The 14,237-nt window shown below is 39.7% G+C and carries 16 protein-coding genes and 1 riboswitch; of the genes, 11 read left to right on the top strand and 5 right to left on the bottom strand.

The annotated features are described in order from the left end of the window. The first annotated feature begins 263 nt into the window (after nucleotides 1-263). Nucleotides 264-428, top strand: coding sequence for a hypothetical protein (locus ACJROX_RS25615; RefSeq protein ID WP_408008038.1), 165 nt, complete (start codon nucleotides 264-266; stop codon nucleotides 426-428). On the opposite strand, the gene ACJROX_RS25610 is transcribed toward ACJROX_RS25615, so the two are convergent. After that, nucleotides 414-1,376 (bottom strand): helix-turn-helix transcriptional regulator, encoded by a 963-nt coding sequence (locus ACJROX_RS25610; protein ID WP_408008037.1) that lies wholly within the window; start codon nucleotides 1,374-1,376, stop codon nucleotides 414-416. The two genes, ACJROX_RS25615 and ACJROX_RS25610, sit on opposite strands and share 15 nt — an antisense overlap. A gap of 110 nt (nucleotides 1,377-1,486) precedes the next feature. Here ACJROX_RS25610 and ACJROX_RS25605 point away from each other — a divergent pair, with 110 nt between their 5' ends. From ACJROX_RS25605 to ACJROX_RS25570, 8 genes are all read left to right on the top strand, one after another. Further along, nucleotides 1,487-1,966 carry a GyrI-like domain-containing protein gene (locus tag ACJROX_RS25605; RefSeq protein ID WP_408011774.1) on the top strand — a complete coding sequence of 160 codons (480 nt, stop codon included), beginning with the start codon at nucleotides 1,487-1,489 and terminating at the stop codon, nucleotides 1,964-1,966. Nucleotides 1,967-1,988: 22 nt separating this feature from the next. Continuing rightward, a complete protein-coding gene (locus ACJROX_RS25600; protein WP_408008036.1) occupies nucleotides 1,989-2,453 on the top strand; it encodes a phage tail protein in 465 nt (154 codons plus the stop codon). Nucleotides 2,454-3,246: 793 nt separating this feature from the next. Beyond that, a complete protein-coding gene (locus tag ACJROX_RS25595) occupies nucleotides 3,247-3,516 on the top strand; it encodes a (2Fe-2S)-binding protein (protein ID WP_225066743.1) in 270 nt (89 codons plus the stop codon). Nucleotide 3,517: 1 nt separating this feature from the next. Then, a complete protein-coding gene (locus ACJROX_RS25590) occupies nucleotides 3,518-3,859 on the top strand; it encodes a (2Fe-2S)-binding protein (RefSeq protein WP_408008035.1) in 342 nt (113 codons plus the stop codon). After that, nucleotides 3,852-5,096 carry an NAD(P)/FAD-dependent oxidoreductase gene (locus tag ACJROX_RS25585; protein WP_408008034.1) on the top strand — a complete coding sequence of 415 codons (1,245 nt, stop codon included), beginning with the start codon at nucleotides 3,852-3,854 and terminating at the stop codon, nucleotides 5,094-5,096. The genes ACJROX_RS25590 and ACJROX_RS25585 overlap by 8 nt, the downstream gene beginning before the upstream one ends. A 1-nt stretch (nucleotide 5,097) precedes the next feature. Next, entirely contained in the window at nucleotides 5,098-6,279 is a 1,182-nt protein-coding gene (locus ACJROX_RS25580; RefSeq protein WP_408008033.1) for an NAD(P)/FAD-dependent oxidoreductase, read from the top strand. A 246-nt stretch (nucleotides 6,280-6,525) separates the two neighbouring features. Then, nucleotides 6,526-7,503 (top strand): ornithine cyclodeaminase family protein, encoded by a 978-nt coding sequence (locus tag ACJROX_RS25575; RefSeq protein WP_408008032.1) that lies wholly within the window; start codon nucleotides 6,526-6,528, stop codon nucleotides 7,501-7,503. Nucleotides 7,504-7,797: 294 nt separating this feature from the next. Beyond that, a complete protein-coding gene (locus tag ACJROX_RS25570) occupies nucleotides 7,798-8,415 on the top strand; it encodes a LysE family translocator (RefSeq protein WP_408008031.1) in 618 nt (205 codons plus the stop codon). A 419-nt stretch (nucleotides 8,416-8,834) separates the two neighbouring features. Here ACJROX_RS25570 and ACJROX_RS25565 read toward each other — a convergent pair whose 3' ends face one another. From ACJROX_RS25565 to ACJROX_RS25550, 4 genes are all read right to left on the bottom strand, one after another. Further along, nucleotides 8,835-8,957 carry a hypothetical protein gene (locus tag ACJROX_RS25565; RefSeq protein WP_408008030.1) on the bottom strand — a complete coding sequence of 41 codons (123 nt, stop codon included), beginning with the start codon at nucleotides 8,955-8,957 and terminating at the stop codon, nucleotides 8,835-8,837. Further along, nucleotides 8,954-9,160, bottom strand: a complete 207-nt coding sequence (locus ACJROX_RS25560; protein ID WP_408008029.1) for a hypothetical protein — start codon at nucleotides 9,158-9,160, stop codon at nucleotides 8,954-8,956. Before ACJROX_RS25560 ends, ACJROX_RS25565 begins: the two co-directional genes overlap by 4 nt. Before the next feature lie 256 nt (nucleotides 9,161-9,416). Further along, nucleotides 9,417-10,601, bottom strand: coding sequence for a cystathionine beta-lyase (gene metC / locus ACJROX_RS25555; RefSeq protein WP_408008028.1), 1,185 nt, complete (start codon nucleotides 10,599-10,601; stop codon nucleotides 9,417-9,419). Then, nucleotides 10,598-11,710, bottom strand: a complete 1,113-nt coding sequence (locus ACJROX_RS25550) for a methionine biosynthesis PLP-dependent protein (RefSeq protein ID WP_408008027.1) — start codon at nucleotides 11,708-11,710, stop codon at nucleotides 10,598-10,600. The genes metC and ACJROX_RS25550 overlap by 4 nt, the downstream gene beginning before the upstream one ends. Nucleotides 11,711-11,797: 87 nt before the next feature. Continuing rightward, a riboswitch (SAM riboswitch) is annotated at nucleotides 11,798-11,912 on the bottom strand. Nucleotides 11,913-12,406: 494 nt separating this feature from the next. On the opposite strand from ACJROX_RS25550, the gene ACJROX_RS25545 reads away from it, so the two are divergent. Then, on the top strand, nucleotides 12,407-13,072 hold the full coding sequence (locus ACJROX_RS25545) for a GntR family transcriptional regulator (protein ID WP_408011773.1): 666 nt from the start codon (nucleotides 12,407-12,409) through the stop codon (nucleotides 13,070-13,072). A 7-nt stretch (nucleotides 13,073-13,079) separates the two neighbouring features. Continuing rightward, nucleotides 13,080-14,054 carry a multidrug resistance efflux transporter family protein gene (locus ACJROX_RS25540; protein WP_408008026.1) on the top strand — a complete coding sequence of 325 codons (975 nt, stop codon included), beginning with the start codon at nucleotides 13,080-13,082 and terminating at the stop codon, nucleotides 14,052-14,054. Nucleotides 14,055-14,237: the final 183 nt, after the last annotated feature.

Here is a 14,237-nt window from a genome sequence, read left to right as displayed (position 1 = left end):
ATAAGGAAAGCATCGTTCTTCATAAAAAGGCGAGATTGTTGAATAAAAGAAGTAAATATTAAAAAAGCAAAAGAAACTTCTGCATAATTGGTATACTCATTTTACGGTTATAACAAGTTCTTGTAGGGTAGTGACAGCTTCGCTGGTACTACCCCAAATATGCAGTTAATAGAAGAATTAGGACAGATCGGGAACGGTTTGATTGTATAGAAGAGCATTTAAAGCAGCGGGAACAAGCGGATATAGAACATGAAAAGGAAATAGTGCAGCGGGATCAGTCCGTTGTAGAAGCATATAAAGGCCTTCAAGAAGCAGCGGAAGCAAGTAAAAAAGTTTTCTCTGGGTGTGCGGAAATAGGGGGTAACTGGCAACTGGCCCAGCTCAAAATTATTTGGGTTTTAACTGGCCACTGCTTATTCGCAGAATAAGCATAATCTCTTTTGTAAACCTTCTAACACTTCTTCTGGCACTTCCCTGACCTTGATATCCCCACCTAGGAAAAGTAGCCAATTTGTCATTTCGGTCAATTCTTCGGGATTATTAACATTGATAAAAGTCTTTAGAATTGCTGTGGTTTGGTAAGGATTCGTATAGGAAATTGAAACTTTTATAGGATGGTATTTTTTGAACTGGGCAATCGCTTTTGGACCAAGTTCAAGGACAAGGTTGATTACTTCTTCCTGCTTACTTAGTTTTTCTGATATCTTTTTCTTACTTAATCTTTTTTTCGTCGGGTAGGGTTCGACATCAATGAGATGGTCGACTGGGAAAATTTGCTTCTTTTCTTCCTTTAAGTCAAAGCCTTCAATCAACCAAAAGCTTTTTTCATGATATAGGTGCAAGAGATAAATTGTATAAGACTTTATTACCTTCTCTTCTTTGATGGTAATCAATAAATAGCTATCCGAAAGAAGGATTTGGATGAGTTTTTCTAACATGGGATGGGGGAGGTCTGTAAGATCAAGCAGGTCGGGATTATGGGGGTTGGTCCCTGCAAAAAGCAAGATTTGATTTAAAAGAACAAGGTCATCTTGCTGGTTTTCTGAGATAAGGCCTAGTAATTTTTCAGCTAAAGACTGACGACTCTTTAGATAGGGGAGTTGTTGATTTCTTGTGGCCATAAAGGCAATAAAAAGAGCTTTGACCTCATTATCGGTAAAATGAACATCGGGCAGGACAGAGTTGGGCATGACAAAATAACCCCCATCCCTACCAACTTCAGCGACAAGTGGCATCCCCATGGACTCAATTTCTCTGATATCTCTAATAGCTGTCGAACGAGAGATGTTAAATTCTCGCATGATTTCAGAAATTGTAAAGTGGGCGCGGTTGTTGATATAGCGCATAATGATATTAATCCGTTCAACTTTTTTCATCGGGGCTCCTAAACAGTATCATTTTTTGACATGATTTAAGGCTATGATATACCTATCAAGTGAAGAAGACAATTCATTTGATAAATCTTAAAAAGAGGAAGGTTTTGAATATGGCAAATTATACCCTGGAAGAAAAAGACAGTTTTACCGTTGTAGGTTTAGGAACTGAGCTTAAGAGTGATTACACAGACTTTGCTGGCGTAAACAAGGAAAAGTTAGACTTTTGGCAGGCCGTCAGCCAGGATGGGAGGCTTGACACTTTAAAATCCATAGCCACAAATGATTACGTATTTGCCGTAAACGAAGCGGTGAATAACAAGATGATGCATTATGCTGGCGTCATGACAGAGACATCGGCACCAGAAGAAGCTAGAGTGATCCAATTTCCTAAGGGAGACTACTTAGTTGTTAAAGGGGAAGGGAAGACGGCTGATGAATTGAATATTACGCTTACTGGCGTTGCCTTTGGTCAAGTCTTGCCAGAAGTAAAGAATTTTGCCTATGTTGGCGGGCCAAATGCAACGGTTGAGATGGGGCAGCGAAACGGCTTAGTTTATGGTGAGATGTGGATTCCTGTTGTCAGGAAATAAAGAGATAAAAGGAGGGATGGAAATGTCCTATACAGTTGATTTTAAAAATGTGTCTACCGTTGGTTTAGAGTCTTCACATGTAGTAGAAGCGCTTACTGGTTTACGTGCTAATGAAGCCCGTTACTATATGAACAAATACAAGCATGAATTTACGGTTGTACCAGCTAGCGAAAGCCAGGAGACCCTTGATTATGTGAACCGAATTTTGAAAGAAGAACGTGATATTGAGTTTGCTGCAAAACCTTTAGAAACGTCACGTTTTCAAGTGGAAAATATCAAATTTGCCTACGTCTTTTATGAGGACGGTCTTGGGGTCAACGTCATGTATACGGTTGATGACCCTAAGAAGCGGGCCGTTGGTTTTAAGCTTTCTGAGGGGATGGAGGTACCAAAGGAGTTAGAAGGGGAGTTTAAGTTTGCTAGGCAGAAGTCTAAACTAGCTGGAACAATTCGGGGCTCGTTTTTTGTAATTAAAGGAGAATATTAGGGTAAGCAAAAGCGCAAGTGGAGGAATCCAGCCATTTTTTGTATTTGGTCATTCTTAATCCTCATTGAAATTAGTCAAAGCTATTTTCTCTCTAGGTATTAAAATATCTTTCACTCGCTAGAAAACCCAATGGATGCGGACATTTTCCCTGGTAACATCTGCTTTGCTAATAGGGGTTCAGGGGGGATAAGGTAAGCGTCTTGATTATGTTTTCCAAGGGTTATGGGACTATCCAGAAAATTGTTTTGGATTTAGGTATTTATGATCACACTCTATTTCTACTCTGCAGTCTCAACAATCCGGCTATATTCCATGTTACGCATAGATAAAGTATAAAAACAATATAAAGCGTCTGATTTGATGTTGACTGAGTCAACTAGAGGGGATAAGATGAAACGCTCAACCAAGAATCATAGAAGTGTTCCCAGAATTTAGGGGTAAATAAGCGATTTTAGGACTAAACCCATATTTTAGTTATTCCTTTAAAGGGCGCTATTCCATATTGGAAGCGTCTTTTTAAGTTTAGGGCCAGAGTATGGTATTAAAGAATCAGATGAATCAAAATTAACTTCAACTTCTTCTGGATGAGTTTTTTTAATTTAGTTAAATGATTGATGAGCTATTGGTAGACTCTTTCACATTTTTAAATATTGAACAAACGGGCTCGTTTATTGAACAAGAGGTGTTATAGGGGGAGAAAAGGTTTCCTAACAGGGGAATCAACAACTGTAGCGTCTATCTACTATTTCAGTTTCATTCTCCCGGAAGTAAAGTATAAATTGAGGTGTTTCAAGTGAAAGAAGATGAAATGATCATATGCAGATGTGAAGAAGTAAGTTACGAGGAATTGGAGACTGCGGCCGCCAAATATAAATGTTCGGCTAGGGAATTAAAGCTTCGTACTAGGGCAGGCATGGGTTATTGTGGTGGAAGGTCATGTCGGACTATGGTAGATAAAATAGCTGCTGCATCAGCAAATGATCAAAATCGAACATGTGTATCATTGAAATATCAGCCACCTATACGCCCAATCAGCTTTGAAAATTTAGGGAGGGGAAGATAAAATGACGCGAAGAATCTTAGACCACCCTATACTCGGAAAAATTGAGGATAAAAATTATGTTTCCTTCACATTTAATCATAAGGTTTATAAAGGGCTGGAAAATGAATCATTGGCTGCCGCACTTTTAGCCAATGGAATTCGGACACTTCGACACCACGAAGAGAGCGGGTCACCAAGAGGTTTCTATTGTAATATTGGCCATTGTTATGAGTGTAGAGTTTCGGTAGATGGTCAACAGAGTGTCCGGGCATGTCTTACACCTCTTAAAGAGGGAATGATTGCAGAAAGTAGTGGCCAACTACAAACATCCAGTAAAGAGGATGGGGGACTGGAAAATGAATAATGTAATCATTATAGGATCTGGACCTGCAGGTTTAACAGCGGCAGTTACTTGTGCGGAAAATGGAGTAGATGTTGTTGTGATTGATGAATATATGATTGCTGGTGGTAGGTTACTCGGACAGCTTTATGAAGAACCGAATGGGTCCTGGTGGAATGGGATTAAGGAGTCAACTACATTATATGAAAAAGCAATTAATCTTGGAGTGAAGTTTCATTTCAACACAGCTGTCAATAACATTGAACAATCAAATGGATTATGGGTTGTATATACCGAAAAGGATACATTTTACACGTCTAATTTGTTATTGGCAACTGGTGCAGCAGAATCTCCTGTGCCTGTACCTGGGTGGACTTTACCCGGCGTAATGTCGGTAGGTGCCGCTCAGGTGATGACAAATGTTCAGCGAGTCAAACCCGGAGAGCGTGGGGTTATTATCGGTGTAAATGTTCTCTCGGCTGTTATTGCAATGGAATTACAGCTAGCGGGTGTAGAGATAGCTTGTCTTACTTTACCAAAAAGGAACCGTATTACAATGGAGGCTGGTGATCCAAGAAAAGTACTAGATTCACTTCTTCATGTATCCCATATGGCTCCGTCTCCCTATGTTCGATATGGCAGCAAATTAATGAAGAATGACTTTATGAAAAAAATGGGCGTCCATTTCTTCCCTAAAAAAGGAGTGAAAATGTGGGATATTCCAATTCAGCTTCGAAAAGCTGTAACCGAAATTTATGGTGAGAATGAAGTGAAAGGGGTAACATTAGCAACAATTAATGTTGATGGGGAAGTAGTTTCTGGTAGCGAGGAACATATTCAAGTAGATTTCGTTTGTATTGCCGGGGGTTTATACCCATTAGCTGAATTAGCAGCAGTTGCAGGCTGTCCATTTTATTTAGTAGAGGAATTAGGAGGTTATGTTCCTTTACATAATGAACGGATGGAAACCCCTCTAGAAGGACTATATGTTGCAGGAAATATTACGGGTATTGAAGGAGCAAAGGTTGCTGCTGCACAGGGGACAACGGCAGGTCTATCAACGGCGCACCGTTCTGGAATAAAAGGGTTAGATAATACGATTAAGGATTCAATTAAAATGACTGAACAAACCAGGAATAGTGCACCTATACAATTTCATCCGGAAATAGAAGTAGGAAGAAAAAAAATCTTGCAGCAATGGGAAGCTTATCAATCTAATAAAACAAAGCCCAGTTGTTACGAATCTACGGGGAGGGAATAACATGAATAACACCTTTCATCGTGATGTTGTTGTAATTGGGGGTGGAATTATCGGTTCATCGATCGCTTACTATTGTTCAAAATCCGGTTTAGATATAACGGTTCTTGAAAAGAATGAATTGGCTAGTGGAACATCCTCTAAATGCGATGGAAATATTTTAGCAGTGGATAAAGATCCAGGCTTCGATAGTCAAATGGCTCTAAAAAGCCAACAATTGGTACATGAATTAAATAAAGAGCTTGAAATCCCATTTGAATATCGGAACCCTGGTAGTGTTTTAGTTTGTGAAAGTGAAACGGAAATGGAAGCTGCGCAAAAATGGGTGCAGCAACAACAAGATGCAGGTCTGGATTTTCGTATGTTGGATCGGGAAGACCTACGCAATGAATCTGATTACTTTGCAGACGACCTTCCTGGTGGGCTTGAGTGTAGGACTGATTCTATAGTAAATCCCTATATGTTAACATATTCGATGATTCATCGTGCCATACAATTCGGTGCAAAAATACATCCGAATACGGAAGTGAAAAATCTTTATAAAAATCAAGTAGACCGATTTGTAATTGAGACAAATAACGGAATCTTTACGGCTAATAAGGTTGTCAATGCATGTGGTGTATGGGCCCCGTTTATTGGAGAGATGTTAGATATAGACATTTTAATAAAACCGCGTAAAGGTCAGATTATTGTTGCTTCTAGGCAACAGCCTGTTGGATTAAGAAATGTAATGGAATTTGGCTATCTCATTTCAAAATTTGGTGGGGAGAGGCAAGTAGATCCATTAACTGATAAATATGGCGTTGCATTAGTTTTCGAACCTACTGTAAGTCAAAACTTTTTAATTGGTAGTAGTCGTCAATTTAATGGGTATGACACAAAAGTGAATCATGAAGTGATAAACCATATCGCAAGAAGAGCTGTTCGTTTTTACCCTAAAATAGCAGATATGACTGTTATCAGAACATTCGCAGGACTAAGGCCATGGACAGTTGACCACCTCCCAATCATTTCACATGTTGAAAAGGTGCCGGGATTTTATATAGCAGCAGGACATGAAGGGGATGGTATAAGCTTAGCTGCGATTACAGGTAAAGTAATCGAAGAAATGATCAATGAAAATGATACATCGATTCCAATTGAACCACTTCGTTATGACCGATTCCATGTTAATGCAAAGCAGTGATCCAAATGAATTTCACGCTTCGCAAGAGTAGCTATTGATAATTCAGCTGAACAAATTAAGAAATTAATAAACGTTATATAGTTACCGTTGATCACTTAGGGGTGTTTATTAATTAACAAGAGGCAAGGGATTTTAAAGGTTTTCTAGGTCAATGGTTTTGGCTTAGGACGTTACTGACAAATAGGCTTCCGATTTTTCAAGTAAAAAAGATACAGGTATGATATCAGCAGAAAAGGATGAAAAAGTATGTTAATCTTAAATACTGATGAACAAAAAAGTTTAGTAGATATGAATGAGATCATTGAATACGTAGCTGTCGCATTAAAGGAATTTTCAGAAGAAAGAACAGTTACACCTATTCGTGCTGCCTTACCCTTTGATGGTGGTCAAAATACTGCATTAGTAATGCCTTCCGTGGCTGAAGAACTCGGGAGCATTGGATTAAAAGTAGCAACCGTAGCTCCAAATAACAAGAAATTAGGGAAGAAAACCATAAATGGTATTGTGATACTATCAGACTTCAAAACAGGAGAACCAACCGCTCTTTTGGAAGGCTCTTATTTAACAATGATTAGAACAGGCGCCTTATCAGGTGTAGCAACGAAACATTTATCCCGTCAAGATTCAAAAAAGTTATGTATTATCGGTACAGGAGAACAAGCAAAAGGTTTAGTTGAAGCTGTACTCGCTGTTCGAGACATTGAAGAGATCTTACTTTATAACCGAACAGAACAAAAAGCACAAGAATTTAGTGAATATATTAGAAAGAAATATAATAAACGTGTTCGAGTATATTCAGACTCAAACGAAGCAGTACGAGAAGCTGACATTATTGTAACTACAACAAATTCTTCAACACCAGTTTTTTCAGAGTCATTAAAACCGGGTGTTCATGTCAATGCAGTAGGTTCATTTAGACCAACAATGCAAGAGTTACCATCTCATGTAATTTCTCTAGCCGACAAAGTAGTAGTGGAATCTAGAGAAGCAGCATTAGAAGAGACTGGTGATTTACAAGTTCCGATAAACGAAGGAATTTTTAAGCCAAGCGACATCTATGGAGAGCTTGGGCAAATTGTAAACGGAGAATATAAGGGCAGAGTCAGCGATCAAGAAATCACCGTGTTTAAATCAGTTGGACTAGCTGTTGTGGATATTGTTGTAGCCCAATATTTTTACAACAAAGCAATTGAAAATAAGGTAGGGACTAGTATTCAGTTTTAAGTTACAGTATCATGAAAAATGCTTTAATATTTTAATTTCTCTCTCTTCCACGTTTGATTACAAACCTTTATTTCCATTTAGTATAATTATGGAATAATTTGGCAATATATGGTTTATTGGTGCTCGTCTGGTTTAGTTGAAAATATAGAAAGAAAATTAAAAGAAGATCCTAATTTACCACGATCGGGCGCTATTCTTGAACAAGGGTAGTGCTCTTTCCTTTTAAGGGCCAGATATAACCCTCTTTTATGATAATATTAGGATGATAAAGTCTAGTGGAGGGAGAGGGCTATTATGGATCATTATTATTTATTTGTAATAACAACCTTATTGATTGCACTTACCCCTGGTGCTGATACAGTATTAGTCACTAAAAATACACTTGTTCAGGGAAAAGGAGTAGGTTTTAGAACTGTTGGGGGTGTTTGTACAGGTATTACAATTCATATAGCAATTGCGGTTCTTGGTTTATCTACTATCATTGCTAACTCTGTTTTACTTTTTAAAATTATTAAATATACTGGAGCTGCATTTCTTATTTTGATGGGGATATTTACACTTTTTTCAAAAAAGCCAAACTTAACCTCGGATACCACCACTTTGGAGAAAACATCTAAAGGTTCTTATTTCTTGCAAGGAATGTTCTCGAATGTGCTTAACCCTAAAGCCGTTATTTTCTTTATGTCATTTTTACCGCAATTTATCGTACCTGGCGAGCATACTTTATTACAGATGATTATCATAGGGATAACACCAGTTTTAATAACTTTTATATGGTTGTTTTTCTATGTTAATTTGATCAATTATATTCGAGTATGGTTCAATAAACCATCATTTCTTTCTGTATTTCAACGATTAACAGGATTTATGTTGATAACCCTAGGAATGAAATTAGCTTTTGAAAAGAGATAATTTCAGGTCATTTCTTCAACTAATCGTGGACATAGTAGGGGCGCTTTAAAGGAGTAATTCCAATTGTCTATAAGCATCAAAAAAGAGCTTGAAAAAGCTCTTTTTCTTGTGAATTCCTTTGGGTAACCGCCTGTGAATATTACGCTATTTAACCCCGTTAATCACAAGCTGGTCACTCTCATTTTTCATAAGTTGGATTTTTTCTGCTGGCTTTGTTGCAGCTTCAGCATCTCGTTGACCACGTCCGTCCTGGTTTTGAAATCAAACGGCTCACCGCATGGACGCCCTAGTTTGAAGCCAGGCATGAACGCTCTTGGTATGTTCAGTTTTTCTGCAATCCCCGGGCTGATCATGACGGTTGAAATTCCTGAATTCTCTAAAGCTCGAGCATACAGACCGTGTATGTTATGGCAGGCACCTCAGCCAGGGACAAGCAGGACGATATCCCCCTTGTCTTTCTTCAGTTCTTCGACGACAAGGGGAGCGGTTTCTTTTTCATGTGGTTCCGGGTTCAATGTTCCGCCATTCAACCCGATGTTCACCTCGGAAATCGACCCGATTGTTCTTTTTCAGCAGCCTCCCTAAACTGGGGCAGGGGGACAGACGATAGTTTTATCCACGTTGTATGCTTTGTGTCGTAATAGATATGAGTGACCTCAAGATCATCGACTTCTGTATCAATTGGAATCACGCGGGAACTGTAATCCCCGTCACTATAGACATCGAATGGTTCTTCCGTTTTCAAGTGACCCCAGTACTTGTAATCACGGCCACACGGCACTCTTTCAAAAATTTGCTTAGAATCGAGCCGACTTTGTCTGACTTCATTTTTGAAAGACGTAAACTAAAGCGATTGTAGGCAGCTGGCATCATTTTCGCGGGCTGTACTACGATTTTTTCTTTCAATCTATGTTCTCTATAGCCTACTTCGACATTCTGATTCCAGTTTACCAGATAAAGGCCCAGAAAGGTTCATTGATAGGGAGGTAGTACACTAGTTTTTAATAGCCTGTTGTTGCTCCAACATTGACCTGGTGTTCCAGGGCTGTCACAAAATCCTGGATGAGGTCATCTGGATTTTCAAGACCGACTGATAATCGCAACAACGAATTCGTGATTCCTCTCCGTCTCCGTTCCACTTCTGGCATCGCAGCATGTGACATTTTCGCGGGATAGGAAAGGATAGATTCAACTGCCCCAAGACTAACTGCAAATACAGGCAATTGCACCTTTGCGACGAATGATCGTAAGACACTTTCATTTTCAAGCTCAAAAGAAAGGACTGCCCCTGGACCAGTTGCCTGGCTATTTTGCAATTGATACCCATTGTGATCTGGAAGTCCAGGATAATAGACGTGCTTCACCAATGGATGTCCTTGGAGATGGCGAGCGATTTTCCCGGCAGATTCCATCGATTTTTCAAGTCTTACATGAAGTGTTTTCAATCCGCGGAGTACCAGCCATGAATCTTGAGCTCCTAGGACTGCGCCGAATGAGTTTTGCAAGAATGCCAATCTTTCTCCGATCGCCTCATCTTTAACGACGGCAAGACCGGCTACGACATCACTATGGCCTGACAAAAATTTAGTCGCGCTGTGCAATACGACATCGGCTCCAAGTTCCAATGGCTTTTGTATTGCCGGGGTCAAAAACGTATTATCGACAAATGTAAGGGCGCCTGCTTGTTTCGCCAGCTTTGCAATCGATTCGATATTTGAAACTTTCAGCAACGGATTCGAAGGCGTTTCTACATAAACCACTCTCGTATTTGGACGGATCTGCTTTTCAACTTTTGTAAGGTCGGTCATATCCACAAATGTATGGTCAATTCCGTATCTTGATAGTACCTCTGTCACCATCCGATAGGTACCGCCGTATACGTCTTCAGAGATGAGAACGTGGTCACCCTGCGACAGAAGGAGGAAAGCGGTTGAGATCGCAGACATTCCAGATGCAAAAGCGAAACCTCTCGTCCCTTCTTCCAGCGAAGCGATTGTATCTTCCAATGCCTCCCTTGTCGGATTTAATGAACGGCTGTAATCGTATTTTCCGAACTGGTCGATATCGAACTGGTGATAGGTAGAAGAGGGATGGATCGGTACACTGACCGAGCCTGTCGTCGGATCGATTTTATGCTCATTGTGAAGCAGCTTCGTTTCAAATGAAAGTTGATTTCGGTGACTCATGTTAATACCTCCGTACATGCTTTTGTTAGTGATTGCTCTAAATCTTTGATGAGGTCATCTGTATCTTCTATCCCAACAGAAAACCGGAGCAGTCTGTTACAGACACCGTTTTTTATTCGAATTTCTTCTGGTACATCTGCATGTGTTTGGGTGGCAGGATAGGTGATGAAGCTCTCTACCCCTCCTAAGCTTTCCGCAAAGGTTATCAGCGATAGGGCTTGTAAAAACGGATCGACACAGGATTCATCGATGATCCGGAAAGAGAGCATCCCGCCTCGACCGGGGTATAGCACATCGGTGACAGCTTCGTGTTTTGACAAGTAGTCAGCGATCCGCAGCGCGTTTACCTGATGTTTTTCCATGCGCAATGATAATGTTTTCATACCTCTCATCAACAACCAGGAATCGAAGGGACTCAAAACAGCACCTACGGCATTATGGTGGTCTGCCAATGAGTCACACAGTTCTTTTCCTTTCGCAACGATCAACCCTGCCAGCACGTCATTATGACCTCCCAAATATTTGGTGGCACTATGGATGACGATATCCGCCCCAAGCTCGATCGGTCGTTGCAATAGAGGTGTGTAGAATGTGTTGTCGACAATGAGCAACAATCCATGTTCCCTGGCAATCGCAGCAACGGTTGGTATATCTGTTTCTTCCATAAGCGGATTGGTCGGTGTCTCGATGAAAATCGCTTTCGTTTGGTTTGTGACGGCTTTTTCAATCGATGTTGCGTCTGACGTATCTACATACTTGCAGTCAAGCCCCCATTTACGGAAACCTTTTTCAAACAACCGGTAAGTACCTCCATATAAATCTTTACAAACGATAAATTCGTCTCCTGACTGGAATAACGAGAGTAAGGTCATGATGGCAGACATCCCAGAACTGCATGCGAATCCTTGTTCACCGCCTTCAAGGTCGGCGATGGTCTCTTCAAGAACCTTTCGTGTTGGATTTCCTGTTCGAATATAATCATAATCGGTCGATTGGCCGATTCCATCGTGTCGATAGGCAGTTGAAAAGTATACTGGTGGATTGACTGTTCCTGTCACGCTCTCACTGCGGTTTCCGATCTGCGCTAGTTTCGTTTCAAATTTGTACATCAATGATCCTCCTTAGTTGGTAAGACGCTATAAAAAAAGAAAAAAGCCTTCCTAAGAAGAAGACTTTTGTATGTAGATCTGTCATTCTTCTTATCTTTACAAGTTCAAGGAACCTGCTGGAATTAGCACCTTTTCAACGTTGAGCACGTTGATGGTTGCTGAGGTGTCATCGGGCCAATCCCTCTACCTCTCTTGATAAGAAATTCAATTATTCAATTTTGATTAAACTTACATCAAATCAGAGGGAAGTTCAAGCTTTTTCTGAAAATTTTATCAGAATATTTAAACTTATAAATCTGATCGAAAAACTAAGGAATATGTTTTATAACTTTACATGGGGGAGGAGGGTGAATGCTCAGTGGCGTGGAGAAACAGGAGCCATCATAACTGCCGAATGGTCCTGACCTGACCATTCAGAATGCGCCGTTCCACTGGTACGGTGCACGGCCGTCATTAATAATGAAAGGCGGTTCGTATATAAAGAGTCGTACTTTACTCGCTGCTTCCAAGGCTAATTCGGCACCAGATGAACTCCCGAATAAGCACCTTTGTCGGTGGAGTCAGACTAACGGATGGGCTCTACCGTACCATAGTTGATCGACCTTCCTCTCCCAGTTGTAGAATCAGTATTGACGCAAAAAAAGTTTAGTTGAAGTAATAATTGTCAATAAAACCAATATGCGATATATTGGTTTTATGGAAAAAGACATAATACAACCAATTAAACGTTTGTCATTTAGAGATGAAGTATATCAAACTCTAAAAAAGTCGATTATCACCTTGGAATTACATCCAGAAGAACGCTTAAATGACAAAGAATTAGCAGAGAAGTTTGAAATTAGTCGCACCCCTGTTAGGGAAGCCCTTAAACGACTTGAAGATGAAGGACTTGTTGAGTCACTTCCAGGGTCATCTACTCGTGTAGCACCATTAAAATTAGAGGAGGCGAAACATGCTTTTACTGTTGTAGCAGTTTTACATGCTTTAGCTGCTCGACTTGCATGTCCTATATTAAAGGAAACGGATATTGAAGAATTAGAGTTTAGTAATAAGAAATTGCGACTTTCAATTGAAAAAGGTGATGTAATTAAGGCGATTGAGGCAGATGGAACTTTTCACAAGGTTTTCTTAGACGTGTCTGGCAACCCTGAAATAGTATTCGCATTAGAACGCAGTCTACCTAAAATTCAACGTTTAGAGATTTCACAATTTACAACGTTAAAAGGGTTGAATTCGGTTGGGCAGCACAATCAAATTATATCAGCTTGTAAAAATCGGGAATACGAAACAGTTGTCCGTCTTGTAGAGGAAAACTGGCTAAGTCTTGGCGAACTGCTTACACAACAAACGGAGTCGAGGTGAGCTCTGTTTGCAACCAATTTTAATAGGTATTTATGCAGCCTTCTTTTTTGCTTTTACATTTATTCTTAATGCATCTATGGAGTTGTCGGGTGGTAGTTGGATTTGGAGTGCTTCGCTCCGATATATATTTATGCTTCCATTTCTCTTGTGTATTGTAATAATTAGAAAAAATTTACGACCACTCTTAAACGAAATGAGAAAACAACCAGGAACATGGGTTTCATGCAGTTTTGTTGGTTTTGGATTATTCTATGCTCCTTTATGTTTTGCATCTGCTTATTCACCTGGTTGGCTTATCGCTGGAACATGGCAAATTACTATTATTTCAGGTACTTTACTTGCACCGTTGTTTTTTGAAACGATATACACAAAGAATGGGCCTTTACAGATAAGACAGAAAATTCCCTTTAAAGGTCTTACAATGTCCCTTATCATCCTGTTAGGTATTGTTCTAATGCAAATTGAACATGCTAAACACCTTTCTTTAGAAAGTCTATTACTGGGAGTCGTCCCCGTTCTAATAGCATCGTTTGCATATCCTTTTGGGAATCGTAAAATGATGGATGTGTGTGAAGGGCGTCTAGATGCGTATCAACGAGTGTTAGGAATGACACTGGCAAGTCTTCCATTCTGGTTTTTACTTTCCTTGTATGGCTTTTATACCGTAGGATTACCAAGTCAGGGGCAGAGTCTTCAATCTTTATTGGTGGCAATTTGTTCTGGAGTCATTGCTACTGTCTTATTTTTCAAAGCAACTGATATGGTGAGAGGGAATATGCAAAAGTTAGCTGCTATTGAAGCAACGCAATCAATGGAAGTACTTTTTGCATTAGCTGGGGAACTAATATTTTTGTCGATACCAATTCCTTCTCCATTATCTTGGTGCGGTATTTTTATCGTCATTCTTGGTATGATTTTGCATAGTTATGTTTCAAATAGAAAAGAGGAAAGTCATTTTAAACAATCAGTAAGCTTAAACTAAACGAAAGTGTGTGATACTGGAAGAAGGCATCGCTTTTTCACTAACGGGTAGCTCTTCTTAAATAGGATTGGATTAATGATCTTCAACAATGGGAGCGTATTAATGGAATATGATAAGTACTTATGGACTGATCGATTTTTATCGTTCAGTCTATTTCTTATCAATAAGATACACCCTATTTTG

The organism is Pseudalkalibacillus sp. A8 (assembly GCF_045920555.1).
GTDB lineage: Bacteria > Bacillota > Bacilli > Bacillales > Fictibacillaceae > Pseudalkalibacillus.
The sequence above is the reverse complement of the archived record's forward strand: the minus strand, read 5'-3'. Positions and strand labels throughout refer to the sequence as shown.

What these genes read in the sequence shown, in the direction of transcription:
- ACJROX_RS25610 (WP_408008037.1), bottom strand. Translation starts at nt 1,376, where the DNA reads ATGAAAAAAGTTGAACGGATTAATATCATTATGCGCTATATCAACAAC.
- ACJROX_RS25605 (WP_408011774.1), top strand. Translation starts at nt 1,487, where the DNA reads ATGGCAAATTATACCCTGGAAGAAAAAGACAGTTTTACCGTTGTAGGT.
- ACJROX_RS25600 (WP_408008036.1), top strand. Translation starts at nt 1,989, where the DNA reads ATGTCCTATACAGTTGATTTTAAAAATGTGTCTACCGTTGGTTTAGAG.
- ACJROX_RS25590 (WP_408008035.1), top strand. Translation starts at nt 3,518, where the DNA reads ATGACGCGAAGAATCTTAGACCACCCTATACTCGGAAAAATTGAGGAT.
- ACJROX_RS25585 (WP_408008034.1), top strand. Translation starts at nt 3,852, where the DNA reads ATGAATAATGTAATCATTATAGGATCTGGACCTGCAGGTTTAACAGCG.
- ACJROX_RS25580 (WP_408008033.1), top strand. Translation starts at nt 5,098, where the DNA reads ATGAATAACACCTTTCATCGTGATGTTGTTGTAATTGGGGGTGGAATT.
- ACJROX_RS25575 (WP_408008032.1), top strand. Translation starts at nt 6,526, where the DNA reads ATGTTAATCTTAAATACTGATGAACAAAAAAGTTTAGTAGATATGAAT.
- ACJROX_RS25570 (WP_408008031.1), top strand. Translation starts at nt 7,798, where the DNA reads ATGGATCATTATTATTTATTTGTAATAACAACCTTATTGATTGCACTT.
- metC (WP_408008028.1), bottom strand. Translation starts at nt 10,601, where the DNA reads ATGAGTCACCGAAATCAACTTTCATTTGAAACGAAGCTGCTTCACAAT.
- ACJROX_RS25550 (WP_408008027.1), bottom strand. Translation starts at nt 11,710, where the DNA reads ATGTACAAATTTGAAACGAAACTAGCGCAGATCGGAAACCGCAGTGAG.
- ACJROX_RS25545 (WP_408011773.1), top strand. Translation starts at nt 12,407, where the DNA reads ATGGAAAAAGACATAATACAACCAATTAAACGTTTGTCATTTAGAGAT.